The sequence below is a fragment of the Planosporangium flavigriseum genome, from assembly GCF_011947225.1.
GTDB lineage: Bacteria > Actinomycetota > Actinomycetes > Mycobacteriales > Micromonosporaceae > Planosporangium > Planosporangium flavigriseum.
Map to the genome: position 1 here is coordinate 248017 of NZ_JAATVW010000002.1, position 25807 is coordinate 273823.

A 25807-nucleotide genomic window follows, 5' to 3' on the forward strand; every position below is an offset into this window, starting at 1 on the left:
CTTCCCCGCCGGCGTACAGATCACTCACGCTCGGATCCCCAGCAGTGCGCGGGCCTCGGTGACGGCCATCGGAGGGCGCTGGGCAAGGCGAGCGAACCCGGCCGCACGGGCGACGAGCTGCGCATTGCTCTCCACCGGCTGACCCTTCGCGTACGTCACCGTGTCCTCCATGCCCACGCGCAGGTGGCCGCCGGCCGACAGCGACGCGAGCAGGACCGGCAGGGTGCTGCGCCCGATGCCGGTGGCCGAGAACGTCGTGCCGTCCGGCAGGTCCCGCAGCGCGTGCTTGAACGCGACGACGGTCTCCGCCGTACCCGGCGCGCCGCCCGGCACCCCGAGGACGAAGTCGACGTGCACGTGCCCGCCGAATGGCAGCCCGTGCTTGTCGAGCAGGCGCTGCAGCGAGGTCAGGTGGCCGAGGTCGAAGATCTCGTACTCCGGCACGATGGCCCGCTCCCGCATCTCCTCGTGCAGCGCGACGATGAACTCCCACCGGTTGAGGAACACGTCATCGCCGAAGTTGACCGTGCCCATCGTGCAGGAGGCCATGTCGGGCGCGGCGTCCAGTACCCGGATGCGGTCGTCCTCGGGGTCGGTGACGGCGCCGCCGCTGGACAGCTGAACGATCAGCCCGGTCTCGGCACGCAGCGCGGCGACGGTGTCCCGCAGCCGGCCGAGGTCGAGCGTGGGCCGGGCAGCGTCGTCACGGAGGTGTACGTGAATGATGCTCGCACCGACCGCCTCGCACTCCTTGGCGGTGGCGACCAGCTCGTCCAACGTCACGGGCAGCGCCGGCACGTCGGTCTTACTCGACTCGGCCCCGGTCGGGGCAACCGTGATCAACGTCGTTGTCGTCACGCCGGCCATCCTCGCACGTGGGCGGAGCGGTACTCCGGTGACGTGAGGAACCCGGGGAGCAGCAGAGCCGCGGTGCCGGCGAGGTCGCGGCTGAGCGCCTCGTCCGGCGGCAGGAACACCATCGCCTGCCCCTCGCCCAGCACCACGTCGTCCTGCGTCGCGGCGGTCACCCCGTGGAACGCCCAGACCTCTACCGGCAACTCCCCCGGCTTCGCGCCCCGCCACCACAGGTCGAGCCGGTCCACCGTGAGGCCGGTCTCCTCCAGCAACTCCCGGTGCGCGGCAGCCAGCGGCTCCTCACCGGGCTCCACGTGCCCGCCCGGGAAGCCCCACAGGTTCGGCGAGACGGGCGCGTCAGCCGTGCGGTGCTGCATGAGGAGCCGCCCGTGCCGGTCCACCAGCAGGACGAGCGCGACCCGGGTGCCGGACACCGCTCAGACGCCCGGGTCGATCGCGGCCGCCGCCTCGCCCACCCGCAGTTCCGCGTCGTCGGGCACGTTCTGCCGGACCAGCGCGAGCGCGATCATGCCGAGCTCGAAGTGGCGCGCCGCCGTGCCGATGAACCCGACCTGACGCCCCTCCGGGGTGGTCACCGCCGTGCCGTGCGCCGGTAGCTCCTCGGTGGTGATCCCGTCGAGGTGCAGGAGTACCAGTCGACGCGGCGGCCGGCCGAGGTGATGCACCCGGGCGACCGTCTCCTGACCCCGGTAACACCCCTTCTCCAGGTGCACCGCCGGGGCGGTCCAGCCCACCTCGGCGGGCAGCGTGCGGTGGTCGGTCTCGAAGCCGAAGCGCGGCCGGCGGTCGGCCACCCGGAGTGCCTCGAACGCCCAGGTACCCGCCACCGGCACCCCGGCCACCTCGACCAGGTCGGCCTCGGTCCCCCGGCGTACCAGCAGGTCCGCCCCGTACGGCATGCGCCGGACCCAGCCGCCCAGGTCGGGCAGGCTCGCGGCCGAGTACTGGACCGTTGGCCGAGACGGCACGGAGCCCGCGGCGAACTTCGGGCCCGGCACCGCGACGGCGTCCGGGGACAGCAGCGGGCCGACGCCCAGCGCGGTGAGCGCCTCGTCGGTGTCCGGCCCGACCAGCGACAGCAGCGAGAAGTCAGCGCTGACATCCGCCGGCTCGACGCGCATCAGGAAGCGCATGCGCATCAGGAAATCCAGCAGCGGCCGAGCCTGCCCGGCCTCGACGTCCAGCCACGTCGTCGCGCCGTCGTCGGTGACCGCCGCGTGGTGCTCGACGTGCCCGTGCGGCGACAGGACGAGCAGCTCGGTGCCGGTCATGGCGGGCAGGTCCGTCAGGTGCTGGGTGGTCAGGCTGTGCAGCCAGCCGAGCCGGTCCTCACCCGGGAGGGCGAGCACGCCGCGGTGCGACCGGTCGACCAGGCCGACCGAGGTCGCGAGAGTGCGCTGTTCGCGCATCGGGTCGCCGTAGTGGGCGACGACGCCGGCGTCGGGGCTCTCGGGGTCGAGCGCGGCGACAGGGACCGCGCCGGATGCCGTGATCACAGATTCTCACTCTCGCTTGCGGGTTGGTCGGCGCATTGCCGGCAGATGCCGAACAGCGCCACGTGGCCGACGTCGACGCGGAACCCGCGGCTGCCCCGCAGGTCCGCAACGAGTCCGTCCAGCACCGACGGTGACACCTCGTCGACGCCACCGCATCCCCGGCAGACCAGATGTACGTGCTGCTCTTCGCCGACCGCGTGGTAGGTCGGCGCGCCGTGCGAGAGGTGGGTGTGCGTCACCAGGCCCAGGTCTTCGAGCAGCTCCAGGGTCCGGTACACGGTGGTGATGTTCACGCCTGCCGCCCGGCGCGCCACCGCCTCGTGCACCTGGTCGGGGGTGGCGTGGCCGAGCGCGTACACGGCTTCCAGCACGAGTTGGCGCTGGGCGGTCAGCCGCAGCCCGCGGGCGCGCAGTATGTCGGCTAGCGACGCGTCCTGCTTTTCCTGACCACTCAACCTCGGCGACGACGACACAAGCTCGATCCTAGGCGACGTAGGCTGCACCACATGGCTCGTGTACTCGCCGTCCTCGGCGTCGGAGTGGTACCCGCCGACACCCCCGTCCTGCGCGCCGACGATCTTGGCGTCCTCCGTGGCGACGGCGTCTTCGAGACGATGCACGTCCGGAACGGCGAGCCCTGGCTACTCAACGAGCACCTGGACCGGATGGCCCGGTCCGCCGCGCTGCTGGCGCTCCCGCTGCCGTCCCGCGCCGAGTTGGTCGAGCTCGCCGGTCAGGCGTGCGCGGCGTGGCCGGCCGAGACCGAAGGCGCGCTCCGGCTGGTCTGCACCCGCGGGCCCGAGGACGGCGGCCCGGTCACCGCGTTCGCCACCCTCGCCCCGATCGCGCCCGCTTCGATCGCAGCGCGCCTCGACGGCGTGGCGGTGGCCACGGCGACCCTCGGCGTGCCGGCGGAGGCGCGCACCGAGGCCCCGTGGCTGCTCGGCGGCGCGAAGACCCTGTCGTACGCGGTCAACATGGCCAGCCTGCGCTGGGCGGCCCAGCAGGGCGTCGGCGACGTGCTGTGGGTCTCGGTCGACGGGTACGCCCTGGAGGCCCCCACCGCGACTCTGGTCTGGCTCGCCGACGGGGTCCTGTCCACGGTGCCGGCAGCCACCACCGGCATCCTCGCCGGTACCACCGCCGCGTACCTGCTCTCCCAGGCCGAGGAGCTAGGCATGCGGGCGGCCGAGCGGCTGGTCCGCCCGGCCGAACTGCACACCGCCGACGGCGTGTGGCTCGCGTCGTCGGTACGCGGCCTGACCGAGGTACGCAGCCTCGACGGTGTCCCGCTGGGGCCGTCACCGGAGACGACCCGGATGCAGAAGCTGCTCGGGTACGTCTGACCGGCGATTGGCGTCAGCCGGCGACCCGCTCCAGGCGCGCTGACATGTGCGGCGACATCGGCTGGCCCTCCGCCGCCATGTCGTACGCGTACAGCAGCGCCCCCTCGACGATGCCGTACAGGCGCTGGCCCGCCCGGACCTCCTTGGCGGTCGCCGTACGCACCACGGCGTCGGTCGCCATCTCCACCCGCGTGCCGTTGGCCTCCACCTTGCCCAGGTAGAGCTCCATGAAGCCGGTCGGGTGGGTCAGCAGCACCTCGATCTCGTCGCTCGTCGTCGGCACGGCCTCGGCCGCGTGCTCGACCGATGGGTCGGTCTGCACCGGCCGCCACCAACCCACCTCACGCGCGGCCGGGCGGATCGGGGTGCCGTCGGGCTCGATGAGCCACGACCTCGACTCGTAGAACAGGAACGGCCGGCCGTCGTGGCTGAAGCGGACCTCCTGCGCGAACTCGAAGTCCTGCTCGAGGGTCGGGTAGCCGCCCTGGCCCCGGCCCCGCCAGACCCCCACGAACGGCAGCAGCCCCAGCAGGGCCGGGTGCAGATCCGGACCGGAACGCAGGTCGTGGGTCTCCTCGAAGGGATACGGGCCAACCGCGGTCTGCCCCATCCACACCGGGTTGACCTGACTCTCCTCGCTACTCACGCCTACCAACGTCCCCTCGACACCCGTACCGCCAAATAACCCAGCCCGCCGGCCAACCCGCCGAAGCCGGCGACCAGCAGGCTGATGAATCCGATCTCGGTGACCATGGCGTGGCTACCCGGACACCCGTCGCAGAAGCATGGTCACAACGAGATCTTATGCTGCCACCATGGGCCGTACTCTCGTCGTCAAGGTAACCGCAGGAGCAGAGGCGCCGGAGCGCTGCGCACAGGCCTTCACCGTCGCGGCGACCGCGGCCACGGCCGGCGTGCCGACCTCGCTGTGGCTCACCGGCGAATCCACCTGGTTCGCCCTACCGGGCCGGGCGGCCGAGTTCGAACTACCGCACTCGGCGCCGCTGCCGGTCCTGCTCGCATCCGTGCTCGCCGGCGGCCAGGTGACCGTCTGTACCCAGTGCGCCGCCCGGCGGGGCATCGGCGAGGCCGACCTCATCGAGGGCGTCCGTATCGCGGGCGCGGCGGTCTTCGTCGAGGAGAGCATGGCCGAGGGCGCACAAGCGCTGGTTTACTGAGCGTCACACCCGGTCGTCTTTACTGGGCGTCACACCCGGTCGTCGCGCTCACCGTCACCACACCCTCCCGGGTACGCACGACGACGCCGACCGGGCCGCTGCGGTACACGTACAGGTCGGGCCGGGCCACCAGGGCGTCCGACGAAACGGCGCGCAGCGCGTCGACCAGTGCCGGCGGCGCGTTGCCCGCCGCTCCAGCGGCCTGCACCGTCCGTACCGAGCCACCCCGTACGCACTCGACGCGGTGTGTCTGCCAGCGCACCTGGGTGACCTTCAGCGTGGCGAGCACCGCCTGGACGGGCACCTGCGTAGGGGCCGCGGCGGACGGCGCGGCCTCGCTGACCGGACCGGTGAGCGGCCGGCAGCCGGTGTCGGCGGTGAACCGCACCTCGCCGGGGCCGACGGGGCGGCCCTGGAGCGCGACGAAGTCACCCGCGTCAGCCGTGAACGGGTAGTCGCCGGACTTGCGCACCCGGGCGTCGTAGTCGTGGGGCAGCTTGGCGGCGATCCCGTCCAGCAGCGCGCGCTCCTGGCCGACCGGCACGTACAGGCGGGCGGTGCGTTCGTAGCGGGCGCCGTCGCGTACCGCGGTGATCGAACACTGCGCGGTCACCTCCCGGTACCCGCCGACCTCCGCCACCGCACCGGCGGACGCCGCCGCGGCGATGACCTCCGACAGTGCCCGGTCGACGGTGGGCAGCGCGTGCGCGACGCTGCTCTGGGTTCGCACCGTCGCCCCACCTTGGTGTACTGCGTACACAGCGAGCACGACCACTAGCGCCGCCCACACGGTCGTCACGGCGACCAGCAGGCGACGGCGGCGCGGGGCCCTCGGTACGGGACCGGGGGCGGACTGCGCGGGAACGCCGTCGAAAGTCACGAGACACATCGTGGCAGGTGGCCCGATCGCGACCGCGCCGGAGTCCGGGAGCCGTCCCGAAGACCAGAGTTTGACAATGCGAACGGCCCACCCCTCGTCAGGGGCGGGCCGTTCAAATGATCCTGGGGAGGATCCGTTTTCCGAATTTAATCAGGCGCTGACAGGCCCCGCAATGGGCAATCAGGCGCCGACAGACACCGCGACGTTGTTGATGCCGCGGTCCGCGGCCACCGTGGCGTCGCCGTTACCCGCGCGGGACAGCGCGCGGAGCGTCCAGGTGCCGGGCGCCGCGAAGAAGCGGAACTCGCCGGCCGGCGAGGTCACCACCTCGGCGGTGAACTCACCGCTGGAGTCGAGCAGCCGCACGTACGCACCCGCGACCGGGCCGCCTTCGGCGGACACGACGCCGGTGATGACGGTCTCCTTCTCCACGTCCACGCTGGCGGGTAGCGGGGCGCCCTGCTCCGGGGCGCCGCAGCCGTCGATGCTCACGCTGTCTCCTCTCAGGCCTGGCCGGGCTCGTCGCCGAGCGCGATCGGAACGCCGATGAGCGAGCCGTACTCGGTCCAGGACCCGTCGTAGTTGCGAACGTCCGAGTAGCCGAGCAGCTCGCGCAGCGCGAACCAGCTGTGCGAGGAGCGCTCACCGATGCGGCAGTACACGACCGTCGGCTTGTCGTCGTCGATACCGGCCGCGACGTAGAGCGCCTTCAGCTCCTCGTTCGACTTGAAGGTGCCGTCCTCGTTGGCGGCCTTGCTCCACGGCACGCTGATCGCGGTCGGGATGTGACCGTTGCGCTGCGCCTGCTCCTGCGGGAGGTGGGCCGGGGCGGCCAGCCGGCCGGCGTACTCGTCGGGCGAGCGCACGTCGACCAGGTTGTGCGAGCCGATCGACGGGACGATGTCGTCGCGGAACGCGCGGATCGCCAGGTCCTGGTCCTTGGCGACGTAGTTGGTGGCGGGGCGCTGCGGCACATCCTTGGTGTAGGGGCGGCCGTCGAGCTCCCACTTCTTGCGGCCACCGTCGAGCAGCTGGACCTGCTCGTGGCCGTACAGCTTGAAGTACCAGTACGCGTACGCGGCGAACCAGTTGTTGTTGCCGCCGTAGAGGACGACGGTGTCGTCGTTGGCGATGCCCTTGGCCGACAGCAGGGCCTCGAACTGCTCCTTGTTCACCATGTCCCGGCGAACCTGGTCCTGCAGCTCGGTGCTCCAGTTGATCTTGATGGCACCGGGGATGTGGCCCCCGTCGTACGCGGTGGTGTCCTCGTCGACCTCGACGAACACCACCTTGTCCGCGCCAAGGTTCTTCTCGGCCCAGTCGGCCGTTACGAGTACGGAGTCACGACTCATGTTTGAGCTCCCTCGAAAAGCAATTCGGATTGAGAGCCGCCGCACGCGTTGACGTTTCACACCACACGCCACGGACGACCCAGAGGACGGATCACGGGGGGCGGGTCCGGGCCCTGACACGGACGTAGCCCGCGTCAGGCGGGGCCTCTAGTCAGCGACAAGGACGCATGAGGGCATGCGCGATCGGCCCGCCGTCAGGCGAGGCAACACAGACAGGCGGCGACACGGCAGAGATCGACCGTGCGCCTTTTCGTGAGCAGCGTGCCCATGGTCAGGGAGCGTAACATCGCGAAAACCATCAGCGCACAGTTGACCGATTACCGAGACGGTACTCACCTGACCAGCGCCGCCATTCACCCGATTGACGGTCGAACATCCGATTCAGTCAGGCCTGACCGGCGATAACGACATCGGCGGCCGTGGCGATGATGACGATGCCGTTGGCGTTGCTCTCCACCTTGTTGACCACCAGGCTGTACGGAAGCTTCGGTACGGCGATGTTGACCCCGAGCTGACTGCGGTACTGGTCGACGAACGACGGCGGGACCGGCAGCGACGCCCCGTTCCCGGACGCGGCGCGCAGGTCGTCCAGTTGCAGGTGCACCTGGCCCTTGGTCACCGCCAGCGTGCCGGTCGCCTGGAGCTGGAGGTTCAGGCCGGCGAACGTGATCGGAGCGGCCAGGTTCAACTTGTTGTCCTTGGCCGTGATCTGCAGCTTCGAGACGTCCAGGCCGGGCACCTGGCGCAGCGGGGTCGTGTCGACGAGTTGTTTCACAGCGTCCCAGCCGATGGCCGCCGTGCCCTGGACCGTGTCGGCCGTGACCCGGCCCCGGCCGGACCTGATCGTGTCGAGCGGGGCGTGCACCTGGTTGGCGGCGAGTGTGATGTGGTCGAGCGTCACCTGACCGGTATGGGGTTTGTCGACGTCGATGGTCACATTCTGGTACGTGCCGCTCAGCACCTGCGTCAGGAACGGGAACCCGGAGATGCTGGCCCGGGGCTTGCTGTCCGAGGTGATGCCGCGGTTACGCATCTCGCTGGCAGCCTGGTCGGCGATCCGCTTCTCGGCCATGTTGACCGCCACCCGATCGACCACGGCGAAGAGGCCGACCAGCACCACCACGACCACGGCCAGCGCGACCAGCCATCGACGTCCGCGTCTCGCCACACCAACCTCCTTGATGGACCGTCTTGATGGACCGTCTTGCGATGTCGACTACGGGTAGTTCAACAGCAGCAGCGCGCTCGCCATGTACGCCACCGGTGCAGCCAGCGCGAACGCCGTTACCGGGCCCTGAATCAGCCCGGCCGGCACCGGCGCCGGGGGTTCGCCGGCCAACTGCCGGCCGGCCTGGACGTAACTCACCGACAGGTCCACCACGAGCGCGATGAGCGCGGTCACCAGACCCGCCACCGCGGCCGCGCCGGCTGTCAGGCCGGCCGAGAGCGAACCGATGACCGCCGCTGTGGCCGCGCCGGCCACCAGGCCGAGCAGCGCACCGAGCCCGCCGCGCGACACCTGCGACGCGAGGCGCGGGTACGGCGCGATCAGGTCGATGAGTCGCGCCACCATGACGGCGACGCCAGCCGGGACGACACAAGCCACGATCGATTGGGTACCCCACGGGTGCCGACTCAACACGACCAGACTGGCGAGGGCGACCACACCGACCGTCACGGCGAGCGTGGCGCCGAGCGACTCGGTCACCCGCTCCCGCCCGGCCGGACGGGTCAACTCGCCCACCACGGCCGCCACGAACGCGGCAGCCGTCACGTACGCCAGCCACGCGAGCGACGGGGGCTCGGCCCATATCGCGACGAGGTCCGCGGCGACCGCCGCGGCCAGCCCCACACCGGCCACGATCCTCGGCGCGGGCGGCCGGTCGACCTGGGTCCACGTGATCGCGTACCCGACCTGAATCGCGAAGATCACAACCGCGTACAGGCTGGACGGCAGCAGCGCGCCGAGCCCGAGCACGAGGGTGAGCAGCCCCGCGAATCCGACCGCCGCCAAGGAGGGCTTCCGCGGCGTCCCCGACCCCTGGTCGGCGTGTGCACGGCGGTGCCCCACGCGAGGTCGATCGTCGGCGGAACCGGGCTGGACCTCACCGTGCCCGGACTCGCCGTCGCCGTACGCCGGCTGACCGTGTGACCGGTCGTCGTGGGGGTCGTCAGCGGGAGGCGTCGCAGGCACGCCACGATCGTGCCAGAGCGCCGCTACCGGAGCGAACTCCGACCCACATAGATCCACTGCATTCGTCGGATGACTGTTTGTGCAGGTTCTCCGGTATTCTCTGAAGCTACCCCGCCCGTCAGCGACGCCGGACGATGGCGTGACGAGACTGCACGGCGCCCACGACGCGCGGCAGTGATGGAGGTGAGCGCGTGGAGATCCTGCTCCTGACGACTGCGCCGACCGGCCAGGTGGTACTTCCCGGTCTCGACCTCCTACCGCACTCGGTCCGCACCGCGCCGCGCGACGTCCGCACCCTGGTCGGCGGTCCGAGCCCGGACGTCGTCCTCGTCGATGCCCGCACCGAGCTCGCCGAGGCCCGCGCCACCTGTCGCATGCTCCGCGCCACCGGCCTCGGTATGCCGCTGATGGCCGTGTTGGCCGAGGCCGGACTGGTTGCTCTGCACGCCGACTGGGGGGTCGACGACGTCCTGCTCGCGAGCGCCGGCCCAGCCGAGGTGGAAGCGCGGCTGCGGCTGGCGGTCGGCAGGCTCACCCAAGCCGCCACCGGAAGCGCCGGATCCCTGGTGAAGGCCGGCGAGCTGACCATCGACCCGGACACCTACGCCGCGAAGCTCAAGGGACGCCCGCTCGACCTGACCTACAAGGAGTTCGAGCTGCTGAAGTTCCTGGCACAGCACCCGGGCCGGGTCTTCACCCGCGACCAACTGCTGCGCGAGGTCTGGGGCTACGACTACTTCGGCGGTACCCGTACGGTCGACGTCCACGTCCGGCGGCTGCGCGCCAAGCTCGGCTCAGAGTACGAGTCGATGATCGGGACCGTCCGCCAGGTGGGGTACAAGTTCGTGGTGCCCCCGACGCGCCCGTTGCCCGAGGTGGCGACGGAGGAGATCGCCGAGTACACGCGCAGTCCCCGTGCATGACCGCAACCAGCAGCAATTACGGTAATCGGCGTGACGGCGGTGGTGCGCGTACAGCGAAATGACCGGTTGACGGCCGATGAGGTGATCGAGGTACTCGACCTCATGCGGGCCGCCGGCGACGCTGACGGCGCCTACCCGCTGTCCGAGCACGTCGTCCTTCACCTGCGCCACGGTGGCGGCGACGTGCGCGCCGTACACCTGCTGGCCCGGCACGACGGCCGGCTTGTTGGTTACGCCCACGTGGACACCACCGACCCCGTCGAGGGAGCGTCCGCGGAGCTTGCCGTGCACCCCCTGCACCGCCGGCGCGGCCTGGGGCGGGCGCTGGTGACTGAGGCGATGGCCGTGGCCGACGAGCGGGCCGGCGGATCGGCCCCGGGCCGGCTGCGCCTGTGGGCGCACGGCGACCATCCGTCGGCGTCGGCCCTGTCGCTGTCGCTGGGGTTCGAGCGCTGGCGGGTCCTGTGGCAGATGCGCCGTTCGCTGCGTACGCCGATATCCGAGCCGGCCCTCCCCCACGGCGTGAGCCTGCGGGCGTTCCGCCCCGGCAGCGACGACGCCGCCTGGGTCGCGCTGAACGCGGCCGCCTTCGCCAGCCACCCGGAACAGGGCAAGTGGACGATCGACGACCTGCACGTACGGATGAAGGAGCCCTGGTTCGACCCGGCCGGGTTCCTCCTCGCCCAGCGGGACTCCGACGGTGAGCTGCTCGGCTTCCACTGGACCAAGATCCATGGCGCGGCGCCGGGCGCCGGCGAGGCGTCCGAGCACGCGCACGAGCCGATCGGCGAGGTGTACGTGCTCGGCGTCGCACCGTCGGCGCACGGTACCGGGCTGGGCACCGCGCTGACCCTGGCCGGCCTGCACCACCTGCGTAGCCAAGGCCTCGACCAGGCAATGCTCTACGTGGACGAATCGAACACGAGCGCCGTCGCGCTGTACCGGAAGCTGAGCTTCGCCCGCTGGGTGACCGACGTGTGCTTCCGGCGACAGGTCTGACCGGATACGCCCGACAGATCCGCCCTGACGGGATGAGACGCACGCCTCATAAGCAATTGCCAAGAGGCAGTCATACCCGACGCCAGCGCATTATACGGACAGAAGCGGGCCGTGACCTGCGCGTTTACCCATCAGCCACTTCGCGGCAGGTGAGACGTTATTCAAGTCGATAAGGCTATTCACCCGTCGTTCATGTGAGGCGGATCGACCGGCAACCTCGCCCTCATAGCGTTCCGATCAGTTGATGGCCAACGTCAACTCCGCAAACTCGCGTCGGTCACAGGATCGGACGAGACGGACGTACCCCGAAGGGACAGCAGTGAAGCTGAAGCGTCACGGCATTCTGGCCGCCGTCGCGGCCGCGACGCTCGCGCTTGCGGCATGCGGCTCGGACAACACGAGCACCACGCCCGAAAACAGCGAGAGCAGTGCCGCGAAGCCGACTATCGATTGCAAGACCGGCTCGTTGACCGCACAGGGCTCGACCGCGCAGAAGAACGCGATGGACGAGTGGGTCAAGGCGTACGACCAGGCCTGCAGCGGTGCCCAGATCAACTACCAGGGCACCGGCTCCGGCGCGGGTATCCAGGCGTTCACCGCCAACACCGCCGACTTCGCCGGCTCGGACTCCGCCCTCAAGGCCGGTGACGAGCAGACCAAGGCCGACGCGCGCTGCCCCGGCGGCAAGGCGATCAACCTGCCGATGGTCATCGGCCCGGTCGCCGTGGCGTACAACCTCAACGGCGTGAAGGACCTGCAGCTCAAGCCCGCTACGATCGCCAAGATCTTCTCGGGCGCGATCAAGACCTGGGACGACGCCGCGATCAAGGCGGACAACCCGAGCGCTTCGCTCCCCTCGACCCCGATCACGGCCGTGCACCGGTCGGACTCGTCGGGTACGACCGAGAACTTCACCAAGTACCTGAAGACCGCCGCCGGTGCCGACTGGGCCACCGACGCCAGCAAGGACTGGAAGGCCGCGGGCGGTCAGGGCGCCAAGGGCTCCGACGGGGTCTCGGCCACCATCAAGCAGACCGCGGGCGCGATCGGCTACGTCGAGTACTCGTTCGTCCAGACCAACAGCCTCTCCGCCGCCAAGATCTACAACGGTGCCGGGGAGTACGTCGCGCTGGACGAGAAGTCGGCTGGCAAGGCCGTCGCCGGTGCGCAGATCACCGGCCAGGGCGACGACCTGAGCCTGAAGCTCGACTACAACACCAAGGAGGCGGGTGCCTACCCGATCGTCCTGGTCACCTATGAGATCGTGTGCAGCAAGGGCACCCCGGCCGACAAGCTGCCGCTGCTGAAGTCCTTCCTCGGCTTCGTGGCCAGCAAGGACGGCCAGGCCAAGTTGAGCCAGATCGGGTACGCCCCGCTCCCGGACACGATCCAGACCAAGGTCATGGCCTCCATCAACAACATGGCCTGACAGACAGGACATACACAGTGAGCCAGCAATCGCTCACCACCACCCCCGCCAGCCCCTCGGGTGCCGGCGGGGGTGGTGCCCTGCCCAGGGGCAGTCGCTTCGGCGCGGAACGGGCGTTTCGCATCCTCGCCACCGCCGCGGGCTCCACGGTTCTCGTCATCATCGTGGCGATCGCGGCGTTCCTCATCGCGAAGGCCATACCGTCGCTGCGCGCCGACAGCGAGAACTTCCTCACATTCAAGGACTGGTTCGCCAACGAGAGCCCGCCGACGTTCGGAATCGCCGCGCTCGCGTTCGGCACGGTGGTGACGTCGGCGCTGGCTCTGATCATGGCCGTCCCGGTGGCGCTGGGTATCGCGCTGTGCCTCACCCACTACGCCCACCGCCGGGTGGCCAGCACGCTGGGCTTCTTCATCGACCTGCTCGCCGCGGTGCCGAGCGTCGTCTTCGGCCTCTGGGGACGTGACTACTTCCGCGGCCCGGTCAGCGACCTCTCGACGTTCCTGCACGACAACTTCGGCTGGATCCCGATCTTCGGCAGCAAGGGCCCGTACGGCGCCTCGATCCTGCTCGGATCGATCGTGCTCGCCATCATGGTGCTGCCCATCGTGACCTCGCTGTCGCGCGAGGTCTTCCTGCAGACTCCCAAGCACAACGAGGAGGCGGCGCTCGCCCTCGGCGCTACCAGGTGGGAGATGATCCGCACCGCGGTCCTCCCGTACGGCAAGCCGGGCATCATCGCCGCCGTCATGCTGGGCCTCGGCCGGGCACTGGGCGAGACCATCGCGCTCGCGCTGACCCTCGGCGCGGTCTACAACGTCTCGTTCGACCTGCTGGGAATCAGCGGCAACACGATCGCCGCGAACATCGCGCTCAAGTTCGCGGAGGCGAACCCGACGGGTCGCAGCGCGCTCATCGCGTCCGGTCTCGTGCTCTTCGCCATCACGCTCGTGGTCAACGTGACGGCGCGCGCGATCGTCTACCGCCGCCGCGAGTTCCTGGGAGGTGCGGCATGAGCGAGCACAGCGAGCGAATCGGACAACTCAGCGCGGTGGAGCCTCATGCCGCCGCCGAGCGCAGCGAGGTGGCGGCATGAGCGTCGCGTCCCACTCGGCCAGGAGCCGGGTCACCCTGAAGGCCCGGCGGCTGCCGGGATGGGCGCCAGCGGGCGTCGGCGCGGCAGCGATCCTGATCGCCGCCCTGGCGGTCTACCTGCCGGGCGCCGGCGGCCCGGTGCTCACCAGCGTCGTCGCGGCGTTGCTCTTCCTGGTCGGGCTCGGTGCCCTCTCCACGGTCGTCGAAGGCGGGCGGGCCGCGCGTAACCGCGTCGCGACGTCGCTGGTCTACGCGGCGTTCGTGCTGGCGCTGGCGCCCCTGCTCTCGGTGGCGCTCACGCTGGTGACCAAGGGCAGCGAGCGGCTCAACGGGTACTTCCTGGGCGTGTCGATGAAGGGCGTCAGCGCCTTCGACAACAAAGGCGGCGCCTACCACGCGATCATCGGCACGCTCGAGCAGGCTGGGATCGCCACCCTCATCACGGTGCCGCTGGGCGTCCTCGGCGCCGTCTACATCGTCGAGTACGGGCGCGGCCGACTCGCCGCGCTGATCCGCTTCTTCGTCGATGTGATGACGGGTATCCCCTCGATCGTGGCCGGCCTGTTCATCCTGGCGTTCTGGGTGCTTGTCGTGTCGCCGATGTTCAACAACGGCCGGCCGGAGTACTCCGGCTTCGCGGCGGCGCTGGCGCTATCGGTGCTGATGTTGCCGACGATCGTGCGCTCAACGGAAGAGATGCTGCGGTTGGTACCCGGCGCGCTGCGTGAGGGCGCCTACGCGCTGGGCATTCCGAAGTGGAAGACGATTACGAAGATCGTGCTTCCGACGGCGGCGCCCGGCATTGTGACGGGGGTCATGCTCGCCGTGGCCCGTGCGTGCGGCGAAACTGCGCCGGTGATCCTGGTTGCGCTGGGTAACCCCGCGATCAACTTCAACCCATTCTCGGGTGGCCAGTCGTCACTGTCGCTCTATGTGTACGAGCAGGCCGGTACCGCCTCCAAGTACGCGCCCGGACGCGCATGGGCGGCGGCACTGACCCTGGTCGTCCTCGTCCTGTCTCTGACCGTCGCCGCGAAACTGCTGGCCCGGCGCAACAAGCTGGCGCGTTAGGAGTGCGAACCATGGCCAAGCGCATCGAAGCCGTCAACGTATCGGCGTACTACGGCGCGTTCCGCGCGATCGACAACATCAGCATGACGATCGAGCCGAAGTCCGTCACTGCCCTGATCGGGCCGTCGGGCTGCGGAAAGTCGACCTTCCTGCGCTCCATCAACCGCATGCACGAGGTGCTGCCCGGGGCGAAGGTCGAAGGCCAGCTGCTCATCGACGGACAGAACATCTACGACCGGGACATCGACGTGACCGCGGTACGCCGCACGATCGGCATGGTGTTCCAGCGGCCCAACCCGTTCCCGACGATGTCCATCTACGACAACGTGGTGGCCGGACTGCGGCTCAACGGCGTGCGCAAGAAGTCGCTTTTGGACGCGGCGTGCGAGAAGGCGCTGCGCGGCGCGAACCTCTGGAACGAGGTCAAGGACCGGCTCAACCGCCCGGGTGCCGGCCTTTCCGGTGGTCAGCAGCAGCGGCTGTGCATCGCCCGGGCGATCGCGGTCGAGCCGCAGGTCGTGCTGATGGACGAGCCGTGTTCGGCGCTCGACCCGATCTCGACGCTGGCGATCGAGGACCTCATCGCCGAGCTGAAGAACGAGTACACGATCGTGATCGTGACGCACAACATGCAGCAGGCGGCGCGGGTCTCCGACCGGACCGGCTTCTTCTCGATCGACAAGACCGGCGAGCCGGGTCGCCTGATCGAGTACGACGACACGGCGAAGATCTTCACCAACCCGTCGGTGAAGCGCACCGAGGACTACATCACCGGCCGCTTCGGCTGATCGGAAGAAGACCGCGGCGGGGAGTGCGTTGAACGCACTCCCCGCCTTCGTTCTGCGGGCCCTCAGCCGATGACCAGCCGTGGCGGCTCATCATCCACCACGATGCGTGGCATGACCGCCGTCGTCACGTCGCACTCGGCGAGCATGGCGGCGTCCATGTCCGGGTACCCGGCCAGCCGCCGCAGCGCCGCCTGGGTCGGCGGCAGCATGGGCAGGTCCGCGAGCTCGCCAGGGTGTCCCCAGACGACGTGGTCGGCCTCCCCGCCGACGTCCCGCGTCACCTGCCGCTCGGGCAGGCGGGCCAGGAAGAAGTACGTGTCGTAGCGGCGCGGCTCGATCTCCGGCGTGAGCCAGCGGGCCCACGGCGTCAGCAGGTCACTGCGGACGACCAGGTCGCGGTCGGCGAGGAACTCGGCGAAACCGATCTCGTGCGCGATGAGCGCCACCCGCGCCGCCTCCCACTCCGCACCGGAGACGTCACCGACGACGGTCGAGACGTCCGGGCCGGCCAGCAGGACGCCGGACTCCTCGAAGACCTCCCGGACCGCGGCGCTGACCACGGCACGGGCGTACGCCTCGTCGAGGCCCAGCCGGACGGCCCATTCGGCGGGCGTCGGGCCGGCCCAACCAGGCTGTACGGCGGCGTCGCGCGGGTCGACGGTACCGCCGGGAAACGCATGCATACCGGCGGCGAACGCCATCGTCGACGCCCGTCGGATCATGTACACCTCAGGGCCGGGGCGCAACAGGAGGACGGTGCTGGCCAGCTTCGGCGTCGCTGGCGTCGCGCCGGACGCGTAGAACTCCCGGGCGTGCTTGAGCAGGCTGGCGGGCACGGGGAAGGACCGGGTCAACTCGTCCACGCTGCCGAGCCTAACCCCGCCAAGATCGTGCCTACACCGTCCGCGCCCGGATCGGGCCGAGTACCTCAGCCGAAGATCGGGCGGACCAGCAGATACGCCAGGACCGCGATCGCGGCCGCCGCCGGGAAGGTCAGGATCCACGCCAGCACGATGTTGCCGGCGACGTTCCACTTCACCGCCGACAGCCGCTTGGTGGCGCCAACCCCCATGATCGCCGAGGTGATCGTGTGCGTGGTCGAGATCGGCGCCTTGAGCACCAGCGCGTTGAAGTAGAGCACCGAACTGGCGACGGTCTCGGCGGCGAAGCCCTCGGCCGGGCCGAGGTCGATCACCCGGCGGCCGAGGGTACGGATGATGCGCCAGCCGCCCGAGTAGGTACCCAGCGCCAGCACCGTGGCGGACGTGAAGAACACCCACCCTGGGATGTGGGTCCGGCTCTCCTGAAAGCCGCCGGTGTAGAGGGCCAGCACGACGATGCCCATCGTCTTCGCGGCGTCCTGCATGCCGTGGCCGACCGCCATCGCGGTCGCCGAGATGGTCTGCGCGACCCGGAACCCGCGGTTGAGCTTGACCGGGTGGCCCTTACGGAAGATCCATAAGACGGCGAGCATCACCAGGAACCCGAGGATGGCGCCGACGACCGGCGACAGCACCATCGGGAGGATGACCTTCTGGCCGATCGTGTCCCAGTGCACGACCCCGCCCGCGGCGAAGACGGTCGCGCCGACCAGGCCGCCGAACAGCGCGTGCGACGAGGACGACGGCAGCCCGAAGTACCAGGTGATGAGGTTCCACGCGATGGCGCCGAGCACCCCGGCGAACACCACGCCCAGGCTGGCCGTGTCCTTGGGCAGGGTAACCAGGCCTTCACCCACCGTCTTCGCGACCCCCGCGCCGAAGTAGGCGCCGACGAGGTTGCCGACGGCGGCGACGCCGAGGGCGACTCGCGGTGTCAGCGCCCGCGTCGACACGGAGGTGGCGATCGCGTTGGCCGCATCGTGAAAGCCGTTGGTATAATCGAAAACCATCGATACCAAGATGACCGCGAGGACCGCTACAAGTTCGGCGGACACGCGTCAGGACTCCTTCACGGCGATGGTCTCGACGGTGTTCGCCACATGCTCGAACGCGTCACAGGCCGCCTCCAACTCGTCGGCGACCTCCTTCATCTTCAGGACGGTCAGCGCGTCGTACTCGCCGGAGAACAGGCGCACCAGCAGCATCCGGTACACGCGGTCACCCTCGTTCTCCAGCCGGTTGCACTCGACCCAGTACTCCCGCAGATCCTTCATCGACTTCAGTCGCGGCATCGCGTCGGCCGTGAGCTTGGCCTGCTGGTCGAGCACGTTGACCATCTCGTGCACCTCGCGCGGCAGCGACGGCAGCTTGGTCAGCCCGTACAGGTAGAGCAGGCTGCCCACACCCTCCAGGTGGTCCATGATGTCGTCGAGCTGCGAGCCGAGCCGGTAGATGTCCTCCCGGTCGAACGGCGTGATGAACGACGTATTGATCTTGTTGTACAGCTCGTGGGTGATCGCATCGCTGTCGTGCTCGACCTCGACCAGGCGCTCACTGATCGACTGCACATCGGCGCCGGGCAGGGCCAGCTCGTTGAGCAGTTCCGTGCCCCGGACGAGATTCGCCGCAGCCTTGCTGAAGAACTCATAGAACGCGTCGTCGCTGGGACGCAGCTTGAATCGCACGGGCTAACCTCGTCACGGCCGATGGGATGCGTTGTACTGATGGAGCTGCACGAATGCTAGGCAATGCCAAATCCCGCCCTAGCGCCGACCTTCACTAACCCGCGCGTCAGGCTGTTGACACAGGCAGTTACCGAGCCAATCGTCCACCTTTGCACACCGCGGTTCGCGGATGCGCCCCACCACGGGTGGTACCCCACCACCGCGCGGGGTCCGCCACCGACGGACACGTGATCCGGGTCACGCCACGTTGATCTGCCCGAGATTCCGCGCGACAACGTCCAGCCATCGCAGATAGACCCTGTCGAAGGGTTCGATGCGATCGGTCAGCGCGGCGGCCAGCCACTCGGCGGCCGCCCAGGCCTGCGTGACGACCTCGGGCGGGTACTGGTAGCGAACCTGGTGGACGGCGAACTCGTCCTCGTCGAGCAACTGGACGACGCCGGCACGACGGCGCCGGACATCCAGGTCGAGGTCCACCATGGTGACCACGTCGGGCGTGGGCCACGCCGGCACGGTGGTGATGTCGCAGTACACGTCGGTGCGGTGGGGTGCGGCGTTGAACAGCGCGGTCCACCAACCGTTACGCGGAAACAGCATCACGTGGTCGTGCTCGGCCGGATTGACCCGCTGTTCGCCCCGTGACACCGGCGTGCCTGCCGCCCCGCCCACCCAGATGCCGAACTCATCCTCGCCGATGAGACGGCCCGGCTGATTCCAGTGCAACGAGCCGTCGTACTTGCGATACACCACCCGTACGAGATCGCCTGTCACGAGACCACCCTATCGATCAGCATGGCTGGACGGACACGCCACGAAAGCGCAGATCGACCGCTGTCGACTTACTGTGCCAAATCACGGTTACGCGCACATGGACACGACCGGAAGACACCATGCCAAGCGTACGCGGAGCGCACAACCCGGTACCGAACGTGGAGTGGTTCCTGTGGATAACAGGCGCCACGCTGTGGACAAGCCGCGATCGGTCATACGGAGCGGGTAGCCTGCCTTCCCGTGACCGCCGCGACCGCCACCCCCGCCACCCGCCGTGCCCGTCGCGAGCGGCCCAGCGTCCCCGAACTCCTCGCGGCCGCGGTAGGCGCGGTGCCGGGCGGCGCCGAGCGCCCTGGCCAGCGGATGATGGCCGAGGCGGTGGCCCACGCGGCCGAGTCCGGCGAGCACCTTCTCGTCCAGGCCGGCACGGGTACCGGCAAGTCGCTGGCGTACCTGGTGCCCTCACTGCTCGTCGACGGGCCGGTGGTCGTGTCGACCGCGACCCTCGCGCTGCAGTCCCAGCTCGTCGACCACGACCTGCCCCGGCTGGCCGATGCGGTCGAGCCGCTGCTCGGCCGACGCCCCACGTTCGCCGTGCTCAAGGGGCGCCACCACTACGTGTGCATGGCCCGGCTGGACAACAGCTCGGTCGATGAGCCCAGCGACACGCTGTTCGGCGACGACAGTGGCGGCACCAAATGGCTCGGCGAGGCCGGCCGGCTGGGCAAGCAGATCCAGCGGCTGACCGAGTGGGCCATGGAGAGCGAGACCGGCGATCGCGATGAACTGGACCCGGGCGTCGACGACTCGGCCTGGCGACTGGTGTCGATGCCGGCACGCGAGTGCGTGGGCGTGGCCCGCTGCCCATACGGTTCGGAGTGCTTCGCGGAGTTCGCCAGGCAGCGGGCGCGTGAAGCCGACATCGTGGTCACCAACCACAGCCTGCTCGCCATCGACATGCTGGCCGAGCGGAAGATCCTGCCCCCGCACAAGCTGCTCGTCCTCGACGAGGCGCACGAGTTGGCCGACCGGGTCTCGTCGGCCGCCCAGGCCGAACTGTCCCCCGAAGCGCTCGACCGCGCGGCCCGGCGGGCCCGCCCACAGGTCGACGACGAGGGGTACGAATTGCTGGTCGAAGCGGGCGACGCGCTCGCGGTCGGGCTCGCCGACGTGCCCGCCGGCCGGCTCACCGCAGGGCTGCCGACGCCCGTCGCCGAGGCGTTGACGCTGCTCGACGGCGCGACCCGGCGGTGCCTCCACGGCATCGGCGAGGTCAAGGCCGACGATCCGGACCCGGTCCGCAAGCAGCAGGTGAAAGCGTTGCTGACCGACCTGTCGAACACCGCTCAGCGGCTGCTGGCGTTCTCCGCACAGGATGTGGCCTGGGTCGAGAAGGACGAACGGGGCCGGCGGGCGGTCGTGGTCGCCCCGCTGTCGGTCGCCGGCACCCTGCAAACCCACCTGTACGAGGAGCGCACGGTCGTCGCCGCCTCGGCCACGCTCGCCCTGGGCGGCAAGTTCGACACGGTGGCCAAGGCGCTGGGCCTTGACGACGAGACCGACTGGACCTCGCTCGACGTCGGTTCGCCGTTCGACTATCCCCGTCAGGGCATCCTGTACGTGGCCGCGAAGCTGCCGCGCCCGACGACCTCCGGGCTGTCGGAGGCGGCCGCCGAGGAGATGGTCGAACTGGTCCAGGCTCTCGGCGGCCGGACTCTCGGGCTCTTCTCCAGCCGGCGGGCGGCCGAACGCGCCGCGGAGGTCCTACGCGAACGCACCGACCTGACGATCCTGCTGCAGGGCGAGGAGGCACTACCGCTGCTGGTCCGCCGCTTCCGCGAAGACCGCAACAGTTGCCTGCTCGGCGTCATGTCCCTGTGGCAGGGCGTCGACGTGCCGGGCGACGCGTGCCAACTGGTCATCATCGACCGGCTGCCGTTCCCCCGCCCCGACGAGCCGCTCGCGGCGGCCCGGGCCGCCGCCGTCGACTCCGCCGGCGGTTCGGGCTTCGCGGCGGTCAGCGTTCCGATCGCCGCCGTACGCCTGGCGCAGGGCGCCGGCCGGCTGATCCGGGCCGCCGGCGATCGCGGCGTGGTGGCCGTACTCGACTCACGCCTGGAGACGGCGAAGGGCTACGGCGGATTCCTCCGGCGTTCGCTGCCACCGTTCTGGTACACCACGAAGCCAGCGGTGGTGCGGGCGGCGTTGAAGCGGCTCGCCGCTAGGTAGCCGACGGCCTCGGTGTCACCGGCTCCGGCTCTGGATCCGGAGCCGGAGCCGATGACACCGCCCGATGGCTGATGAGCCGGCGGATACCGGTGTTCAGAACGGCGAGCAGCGGCACCGCGATCAGCGCGCCCATGATGCCGGCAAGGATGATGCCGGTCGTGATGGCGAGGATGATCGCGAGCGGATGGATCGCGACCGCCCGACCCATGATGATCGGCTGGAGGATGTGCCCCTCCAACTGCTGGACGAGGATGACGGCGGCCAGCACGATCAACGCGGTCACCCAGCCCTTGGTGACCAGCGCTACGAGGACGGCGACCGCGCCGGACACGGCTGCGCCGACGATGGGTACGAACGCGCCCAGGAAGACGAGCGCGGCGAGCGGGAACGCCAACTGCACCCGCAGCAGCGACAGAGCCAGGCCGATACCGACCGCGTCGATGAACGCCACGAGAACAGTGGCCCGCACGTACGACACCAGCGTCGACCAGGACGCCTCACCCGCCGCCCCGAGCGGCGTCTGGGCACCTGCCGGCATGAGGCCGACCAGGAACTGCCAGATGCGCCGGCCGTCGCGCAGGAAGAAGAACGTCGTGAACAGCACCAGGATCGCGGTGACGACCACGTCGAGCGCCGTGGTGGCGGTCGTCACAGCGCTGCTGGTCACCACGTCGCGGTGACTGTCCAGCCACTGCTGCGCGGCGTCGGCCATACCGGTGAACTGGGTGTTGGACAGGTGCAGCGGTCCGCTCCGCAGACTGTCCTGAATGGTGCGGATACCCGCGGTCGCGTTGGCGGCCAGCGCCGGGAAGGAGTTGACGAACTGCGTCACCACGAGCGTGAGCACGCCCACGACCGCGGCGATACCGCCGATGAGCACGACGGCGACCGCGAGCGACCGCGGCAGCCGGGCCGAGCGGCGCAGCCACCCGGCCGCCGGCGCCAGCAGCGCGGTGAGCAGCAGCGCGATGCTCACCGGAATCAGGACGTCTTTGAGCCGGCCGACCAGCCACAGCACCAGCGCCGCGGCGGCGGCCAGGACGAGCAGCCGCCAGGACCACGCGGTCGCGACCCGCAGGCCTCGGGGCACGTCGACGTCATCGTGGCCGGCCAGCGGCCGGGCAACGGGCGGCGGTTGCGGCGACAGCGACGGCGTCGTCTCGTCCAGTTCCACGATGCGCTCCTGGCGGTCGGCGATCGGCATCTTCGAAGCGGTACGCCGTGCGGCGTACGCCCGGCGGATGTTCCTGCGCACGTGCTCAATCGGGCCCACTCAGACCTCCTCCCGGGTACACCGTAACGGTTGGAGGCACACCTACCGGATCGTGAAACACCCCTGGCGAGGTACCGTCACCCTCGTGACTGCACCATCGCCATCCGACACCGACAACGGCCTCCCGATCCGGTTACTGCACGACCGCGTCCTCGTCCGCCTGGAAGGCAGCGAGGGAGAGCGCCGGTCGGCGGCGGGAATCGTCATACCCGCCACCGCCGCCATCGGACACCGATTGGCGTGGGCCACGGCCGTCGGGGTCGGGCCCAATGTGCGCTCGATCGTCAACGGCGACCGGGTGCTGTTCGACCCCGATGACCGTTCCGAGGTCGAACTGCACGGCGAGGCGTACGTGCTGCTGCGCGAGCGCGACGTGCACGCGGTGGCCGCCCGCCGGGTGGAGAACGACGGGACGGGTCTCTACCTGTAGCCCGGGAACCCGGGTCCTGGATGACTCGGCCAGGGGTAGCCCGGGGCCGGATGACCCGGGGGCGGCGCGGCCGGGACCAGGACGACCGGCACCGGCACGACCGGCTGCTGCGGGGCGTCGAGCGCCCGTACCGCACCGTCGGGGAAGGTCACGTGGTAGCGCCCGCCGTCCCACACGGCACGGGGCGCGTACGGGTCACGGCCGGCGAAGACCTTGCGGTAGGCGTCGATCGCATCGAGTAGCCGGCGCTCCTCGGCCAGGGTGTCGGCGACCTCGTCGGGCGCAAGGCCCACGCCCCGGTTCATGCCGTCGCGCAGGAGCGCCAGCCGGGTGGCGTCGAACTGGTACGCCCGCATCGCCTTGGCCCCGGCGTCGCCGGCGACCCGTTTCGCCCAGCGGCGGGCGGCCAGCCGCCGCCCCAGGGTGCCCAGCGCCGCGGCCTCCGGCGGGGAGAACCAACCCGACCGGGCGTACTCGCCGACGATCCGCTCGGTCAGCCGGCCCTCCGATCCACGCAGCCACAGCGCGAACCCGACCATGCCGAAGAAGATCGGCATCATCACCGCGAAGTACCCGTACAGCAGCACCCACCCCTGCTGCGACTGCGCGGCGAGGGTGGACATCAGGTTCCAGGTGCCGTGCAGCATCATCGCGACGATGAGGCCGGCGAGCGGTGCGAGCCAGCGCACCCGCCGGTCGCCGGCACGGGCGGCGACTCCGAGCCCGATGCCGGTCATCGAGGTGAACAGCGGATGGGCGAAGCCGCTCATCAGGATCCGGGCGATGAAGATGGCGACCACGGCGCTGGCCCCAGCGAGGGGCCCGTTCTCGTCAGCGTTCGCCGCATAGCCGTGTCCACCGAGGTAGAGGATGTTCTCCACCATGGCGAAGCCGGTGGCCGACAATCCGCAGTAGACGATCGCGTCGATCATCCCAGAGAACGCCCGTCGTCGCAGGGCGAACAGCAGGATCGGGCCGAGCGCCTTCATCGTCTCCTCGATGAACGGCGCGATGAACACGGCGACCAGCGCGTCCGGGAGCCCCCAGCGCGTGAACAGCCGGCTTGCTCCGGTGTTGACCAGGATGGCGGCGCCGGTCGCCACGCAGGCGCCCCAGCCGAAGCAGAACGCGAGGTACTTGACCGGTTCCGGCTCGTAGCGGTCCAGCCAGAGGAAGCAGAAGGCCAGCAGCGGTACGGGCAGCACCGCCGCGACGATGCCGATGGCAAGCGCGACCGGGCCGATGTTCCACCCGAGCCAGATCAGCACGGCGAGACCGCTGAGCGCGATCAGGGCGATCACGCCACCGAGGAGGGCACCCCGGCGCCAGTCCAGCCGCCTCGGCGGCGGAGGTGCGGCCGCGAGGACCGCTCCCGGGCTCGGGTACGCCTGGGTGGGGTCGGGGTTCCCGGCGGGTGGGAGCTCACTCATGCCGTCAGCCTAGCCAGGGCGGCCGCGCGGTAGGTGTCCCGCACGGCCGCCCCTTGATCGCGCCTTAGACGGCAGCGGAGACCGGCACCCGGCGATCCTCGGCCGCCACCGGGGCCACCTCGGTACGGGGCCGCGGGATCGCGAGCGCGACGACCGCCCCGGCGGCGAGGACCACCGCACCGACCGTCGCCGCCGGCGCGACCCCGTCGACGAACTGCTGGCCGCTGGCGTACCCGCCCTGCGCGGAGAAGATCGCACCGAGCACGGCGATGCCGAGGACCGTGCCAAGCTGCCGGATGGCGTTGGAGGTACCGGAGGCGACGCCTTCGAGGTGCGCCGGCACGAAGCCGAGGACCAGCCGGGTGATCGGGGCGAAGAACAGCCCCATACCGAGACCGGCCAGAACAAACGGGACGATCATGTGTGAGTACGGCAGGGTCGGCGACGTGATCGCGGCGAGCCAACCGATGCCGGCGGCCTGCAGGGTGAGCCCGACGGCGACGATGCGCGCCGCGCCGATCCGGTCGGTCAGAATCCCCGCCACGGGCGCGGCGAGCGCCGGCATCGCCGTCCAGGGCAGCGTGCGCACGCCCGCCTCCAGCGGCGAGTAGTGCTGTACGCCCTGCATGAACTGGGCGAGTAGGAACACCGTGCCGAACATGCCGAACGACATCAGCAGCCCGATGACGTTGGAGAGGGTGAAGCCGCGCGAGGCGAACATGGCGAGCGGCATCATCGGCGCGCTCGCGCGGGCCTGCCAGGCGATGAACGCCACGAGCAGCACGCCGCCGACGGCCAGCCCGGCCAGCACCGGCCCGCTGGTCCAGCCGTGGCCGTTGCCCTGGACCAGCCCGTACACGATCCCGAACAGACCGGCGGTGACCAGCGCGGTTCCGATCAGGTCGAGGCGACCGGCACCGCCCCGGCTGTCGCGTACCAGGGCGACCAGCGGCAGGAGCATCAGACCAACCGGCACGTTGATCCAGAAGATCCATTCCCAGGACGCGTACTCGGTGATCGCGCCGCCGATGACCGGGCCGAGCGCGACGCCCAGGCCGCTCATGGCTCCCCACAGGCCGAACGCGAGCCCGCGCTTGGCCGGCGGAACGACGCTCGCCAGCAGCGTCAGCGTCAGCGGCATGACGACCGCCCCGCCGAGGCCCTGTACGGTCCGCGCCGCCACCAGTACACCGATGTCCGTCGACAGCGCGGCGGCGGCGGACGCGGCGGTGAAGACCGCGAGTCCGGCGGCGAGCAGGCGCCGGCGACCGAACCGGTCCCCTAACGCCGCGCCGGTCAGCAGGAAGACCGCGAAGGTCAGGGTGTACGCGTTGACCGTCCACTCCAGGCCCTCCAGTCCCGTGCCCAGATCGAGGCGGATCACCGGCAGTGCGTTGGTGACCACGAGGTTGTCCATCGCGACCATGAACACCGCTACTCCGGTCACGAGGTAGGTCCACCAGGCCTTCGACATCCTTCTC

29 protein-coding genes are annotated in these 25807 nt (G+C 70.1%); 10 read left to right on the plus strand and 19 right to left on the minus strand.

Annotation, left to right across the window (positions count from 1 at the left end; genetic code table 11):
• Positions 1-24: 24 nt before the first annotated feature.
• Genes HC028_RS03965 through HC028_RS03980 form a run of 4 tightly spaced genes read right to left on the minus strand, consistent with a single transcriptional unit; the run spans position 25 to position 2845 of the window.
• Positions 25-858 carry a beta-keto acid cleavage family enzyme gene (locus HC028_RS03965; protein WP_168072863.1) on the minus strand — a complete coding sequence of 278 codons (834 nt, stop codon included), beginning with the start codon at positions 856-858 and terminating at the stop codon, positions 25-27.
• The gene (locus HC028_RS03970) at positions 855-1289 is read right to left on the minus strand and encodes an NUDIX hydrolase (protein ID WP_168072865.1); all 435 of its coding nucleotides are present in this window, start codon (positions 1287-1289) and stop codon (positions 855-857) included. Before HC028_RS03970 ends, HC028_RS03965 begins: the two co-directional genes overlap by 4 nt.
• A gap of 3 nt (positions 1290-1292) precedes the next feature.
• A complete protein-coding gene (ygfZ, locus tag HC028_RS03975; RefSeq protein ID WP_168072867.1) occupies positions 1293-2372 on the minus strand; it encodes a CAF17-like 4Fe-4S cluster assembly/insertion protein YgfZ in 1080 nt (359 codons plus the stop codon).
• The gene (locus tag HC028_RS03980) at positions 2369-2845 is read right to left on the minus strand and encodes a Fur family transcriptional regulator (protein WP_239075298.1); all 477 of its coding nucleotides are present in this window, start codon (positions 2843-2845) and stop codon (positions 2369-2371) included. The genes ygfZ and HC028_RS03980 overlap by 4 nt, the downstream gene beginning before the upstream one ends.
• A gap of 33 nt (positions 2846-2878) precedes the next feature.
• Between HC028_RS03980 and HC028_RS03985 the strand changes: the two genes are divergently transcribed.
• Positions 2879-3718 carry an aminotransferase class IV gene (locus HC028_RS03985; protein WP_168072869.1) on the plus strand — a complete coding sequence of 280 codons (840 nt, stop codon included), beginning with the start codon at positions 2879-2881 and terminating at the stop codon, positions 3716-3718.
• A 13-nt stretch (positions 3719-3731) separates the two neighbouring features.
• Here HC028_RS03985 and HC028_RS03990 read toward each other — a convergent pair whose 3' ends face one another.
• Both HC028_RS03990 and mtfM read right to left on the minus strand, forming a co-directional pair.
• The gene (locus HC028_RS03990; protein ID WP_168073380.1) at positions 3732-4328 is read right to left on the minus strand and encodes a heme-binding beta-barrel domain-containing protein; all 597 of its coding nucleotides are present in this window, start codon (positions 4326-4328) and stop codon (positions 3732-3734) included.
• Positions 4329-4366: 38 nt separating this feature from the next.
• Positions 4367-4471, minus strand: a complete 105-nt coding sequence (gene mtfM / locus HC028_RS28055; RefSeq protein ID WP_275408218.1) for a small membrane protein MtfM — start codon at positions 4469-4471, stop codon at positions 4367-4369.
• A 62-nt stretch (positions 4472-4533) separates the two neighbouring features.
• Here mtfM and HC028_RS03995 point away from each other — a divergent pair, with 62 nt between their 5' ends.
• Entirely contained in the window at positions 4534-4896 is a 363-nt protein-coding gene (locus tag HC028_RS03995; RefSeq protein ID WP_168072872.1) for a DsrE family protein, read from the plus strand.
• Between the two features lie 19 nt (positions 4897-4915).
• Here the strand turns inward: HC028_RS03995 and HC028_RS04000 are convergent, their stop codons facing one another.
• From HC028_RS04000 to HC028_RS04020, 6 genes are all read right to left on the minus strand, one after another.
• Positions 4916-5776 (minus strand): hypothetical protein, encoded by an 861-nt coding sequence (locus HC028_RS04000; RefSeq protein WP_168072874.1) that lies wholly within the window; start codon positions 5774-5776, stop codon positions 4916-4918.
• Between the two features lie 180 nt (positions 5777-5956).
• The gene (locus HC028_RS04005) at positions 5957-6268 is read right to left on the minus strand and encodes a DUF1416 domain-containing protein (RefSeq protein WP_239075299.1); all 312 of its coding nucleotides are present in this window, start codon (positions 6266-6268) and stop codon (positions 5957-5959) included.
• 11 nt (positions 6269-6279) lie between these two features.
• Positions 6280-7128 (minus strand): sulfurtransferase, encoded by an 849-nt coding sequence (locus HC028_RS04010; RefSeq protein WP_168072876.1) that lies wholly within the window; start codon positions 7126-7128, stop codon positions 6280-6282.
• A 194-nt stretch (positions 7129-7322) separates the two neighbouring features.
• Entirely contained in the window at positions 7323-7427 is a 105-nt protein-coding gene (locus HC028_RS28360) for an Ms5788A family Cys-rich leader peptide (protein ID WP_338091265.1), read from the minus strand.
• 86 nt (positions 7428-7513) lie between these two features.
• Positions 7514-8296: an LmeA family phospholipid-binding protein gene (locus HC028_RS04015; RefSeq protein ID WP_168072879.1), complete on the minus strand. Its 783-nt coding sequence runs from the start codon at positions 8294-8296 to the stop codon at positions 7514-7516.
• A 48-nt stretch (positions 8297-8344) separates the two neighbouring features.
• Positions 8345-9322: a hypothetical protein gene (locus HC028_RS04020; RefSeq protein WP_168072881.1), complete on the minus strand. Its 978-nt coding sequence runs from the start codon at positions 9320-9322 to the stop codon at positions 8345-8347.
• A 191-nt stretch (positions 9323-9513) separates the two neighbouring features.
• Between HC028_RS04020 and HC028_RS04025 the strand changes: the two genes are divergently transcribed.
• The 6 genes from HC028_RS04025 to pstB all read left to right on the plus strand — a co-directional run bounded on the left by HC028_RS04025 (position 9514) and on the right by pstB (position 15627).
• The gene (locus tag HC028_RS04025; RefSeq protein ID WP_168072884.1) at positions 9514-10245 is read left to right on the plus strand and encodes a winged helix-turn-helix transcriptional regulator; all 732 of its coding nucleotides are present in this window, start codon (positions 9514-9516) and stop codon (positions 10243-10245) included.
• 30 nt (positions 10246-10275) lie between these two features.
• The gene (gene mshD, locus HC028_RS04030) at positions 10276-11244 is read left to right on the plus strand and encodes a mycothiol synthase (protein WP_239075300.1); all 969 of its coding nucleotides are present in this window, start codon (positions 10276-10278) and stop codon (positions 11242-11244) included.
• A gap of 319 nt (positions 11245-11563) precedes the next feature.
• Positions 11564-12673, plus strand: coding sequence for a phosphate ABC transporter substrate-binding protein PstS (gene pstS / locus HC028_RS04035; RefSeq protein ID WP_168072886.1), 1110 nt, complete (start codon positions 11564-11566; stop codon positions 12671-12673).
• Between the two features lie 17 nt (positions 12674-12690).
• On the plus strand, positions 12691-13689 hold the full coding sequence (pstC, locus tag HC028_RS04040; protein ID WP_239075301.1) for a phosphate ABC transporter permease subunit PstC: 999 nt from the start codon (positions 12691-12693) through the stop codon (positions 13687-13689).
• A 76-nt stretch (positions 13690-13765) separates the two neighbouring features.
• The gene (gene pstA / locus HC028_RS04045) at positions 13766-14839 is read left to right on the plus strand and encodes a phosphate ABC transporter permease PstA (RefSeq protein ID WP_168072888.1); all 1074 of its coding nucleotides are present in this window, start codon (positions 13766-13768) and stop codon (positions 14837-14839) included.
• An 11-nt stretch (positions 14840-14850) separates the two neighbouring features.
• A complete protein-coding gene (gene pstB, locus HC028_RS04050; protein WP_168072891.1) occupies positions 14851-15627 on the plus strand; it encodes a phosphate ABC transporter ATP-binding protein PstB in 777 nt (258 codons plus the stop codon).
• 62 nt (positions 15628-15689) lie between these two features.
• Here pstB and HC028_RS04055 read toward each other — a convergent pair whose 3' ends face one another.
• The 4 genes from HC028_RS04055 to HC028_RS04070 all read right to left on the minus strand — a co-directional run bounded on the left by HC028_RS04055 (position 15690) and on the right by HC028_RS04070 (position 18964).
• Positions 15690-16490 carry an NUDIX hydrolase gene (locus tag HC028_RS04055; RefSeq protein ID WP_239075302.1) on the minus strand — a complete coding sequence of 267 codons (801 nt, stop codon included), beginning with the start codon at positions 16488-16490 and terminating at the stop codon, positions 15690-15692.
• Positions 16491-16555: 65 nt separating this feature from the next.
• Positions 16556-17563 carry an inorganic phosphate transporter gene (locus tag HC028_RS04060; RefSeq protein WP_168072893.1) on the minus strand — a complete coding sequence of 336 codons (1008 nt, stop codon included), beginning with the start codon at positions 17561-17563 and terminating at the stop codon, positions 16556-16558.
• Between the two features lie 3 nt (positions 17564-17566).
• Positions 17567-18193, minus strand: a complete 627-nt coding sequence (locus HC028_RS04065) for a DUF47 domain-containing protein (protein ID WP_168072904.1) — start codon at positions 18191-18193, stop codon at positions 17567-17569.
• Positions 18194-18430: 237 nt separating this feature from the next.
• On the minus strand, positions 18431-18964 hold the full coding sequence (locus HC028_RS04070; RefSeq protein WP_168072907.1) for a DUF402 domain-containing protein: 534 nt from the start codon (positions 18962-18964) through the stop codon (positions 18431-18433).
• 363 nt (positions 18965-19327) lie between these two features.
• Here HC028_RS04070 and HC028_RS04075 point away from each other — a divergent pair, with 363 nt between their 5' ends.
• Positions 19328-21193, plus strand: coding sequence for an ATP-dependent DNA helicase (locus tag HC028_RS04075; protein WP_168073390.1), 1866 nt, complete (start codon positions 19328-19330; stop codon positions 21191-21193).
• On the opposite strand, the gene HC028_RS04080 is transcribed toward HC028_RS04075, so the two are convergent.
• Entirely contained in the window at positions 21186-22466 is a 1281-nt protein-coding gene (locus HC028_RS04080) for an AI-2E family transporter (RefSeq protein ID WP_239075303.1), read from the minus strand. The two genes, HC028_RS04075 and HC028_RS04080, sit on opposite strands and share 8 nt — an antisense overlap.
• 85 nt (positions 22467-22551) lie before the next feature.
• Between HC028_RS04080 and HC028_RS27315 the strand changes: the two genes are divergently transcribed.
• The gene (locus HC028_RS27315) at positions 22552-22896 is read left to right on the plus strand and encodes a GroES family chaperonin (protein WP_239075304.1); all 345 of its coding nucleotides are present in this window, start codon (positions 22552-22554) and stop codon (positions 22894-22896) included.
• On the opposite strand, the gene HC028_RS04090 is transcribed toward HC028_RS27315, so the two are convergent.
• Together HC028_RS04090 and HC028_RS04095 are read right to left on the minus strand one after the other, a co-directional pair.
• Positions 22887-24326, minus strand: a complete 1440-nt coding sequence (locus tag HC028_RS04090) for a PrsW family intramembrane metalloprotease (protein ID WP_168072912.1) — start codon at positions 24324-24326, stop codon at positions 22887-22889. The two genes, HC028_RS27315 and HC028_RS04090, sit on opposite strands and share 10 nt — an antisense overlap.
• Positions 24327-24390: 64 nt before the next feature.
• Positions 24391-25800: a DHA2 family efflux MFS transporter permease subunit gene (locus tag HC028_RS04095; RefSeq protein WP_168072921.1), complete on the minus strand. Its 1410-nt coding sequence runs from the start codon at positions 25798-25800 to the stop codon at positions 24391-24393.
• Positions 25801-25807: the final 7 nt, after the last annotated feature.

What these genes read in the sequence shown, in the direction of transcription:
- HC028_RS04090 (WP_168072912.1), bottom strand. Translation starts at nt 24,326, where the DNA reads ATGAGTGAGCTCCCACCCGCCGGGAACCCCGACCCCACCCAGGCGTAC.
- pstB (WP_168072891.1), top strand. Translation starts at nt 14,851, where the DNA reads ATGGCCAAGCGCATCGAAGCCGTCAACGTATCGGCGTACTACGGCGCG.
- HC028_RS03995 (WP_168072872.1), top strand. Translation starts at nt 4,534, where the DNA reads ATGGGCCGTACTCTCGTCGTCAAGGTAACCGCAGGAGCAGAGGCGCCG.
- HC028_RS04010 (WP_168072876.1), bottom strand. Translation starts at nt 7,128, where the DNA reads ATGAGTCGTGACTCCGTACTCGTAACGGCCGACTGGGCCGAGAAGAAC.
- HC028_RS04075 (WP_168073390.1), top strand. Translation starts at nt 19,328, where the DNA reads ATGATGGCCGAGGCGGTGGCCCACGCGGCCGAGTCCGGCGAGCACCTT.
- mtfM (WP_275408218.1), bottom strand. Translation starts at nt 4,471, where the DNA reads ATGGTCACCGAGATCGGATTCATCAGCCTGCTGGTCGCCGGCTTCGGC.
- HC028_RS03990 (WP_168073380.1), bottom strand. Translation starts at nt 4,328, where the DNA reads ATGGGGCAGACCGCGGTTGGCCCGTATCCCTTCGAGGAGACCCACGAC.
- pstA (WP_168072888.1), top strand. Translation starts at nt 13,766, where the DNA reads ATGAGCGTCGCGTCCCACTCGGCCAGGAGCCGGGTCACCCTGAAGGCC.
- HC028_RS28360 (WP_338091265.1), bottom strand. Translation starts at nt 7,427, where the DNA reads ATGGTTTTCGCGATGTTACGCTCCCTGACCATGGGCACGCTGCTCACG.
- HC028_RS03985 (WP_168072869.1), top strand. Translation starts at nt 2,879, where the DNA reads ATGGCTCGTGTACTCGCCGTCCTCGGCGTCGGAGTGGTACCCGCCGAC.
- HC028_RS04095 (WP_168072921.1), bottom strand. Translation starts at nt 25,800, where the DNA reads ATGTCGAAGGCCTGGTGGACCTACCTCGTGACCGGAGTAGCGGTGTTC.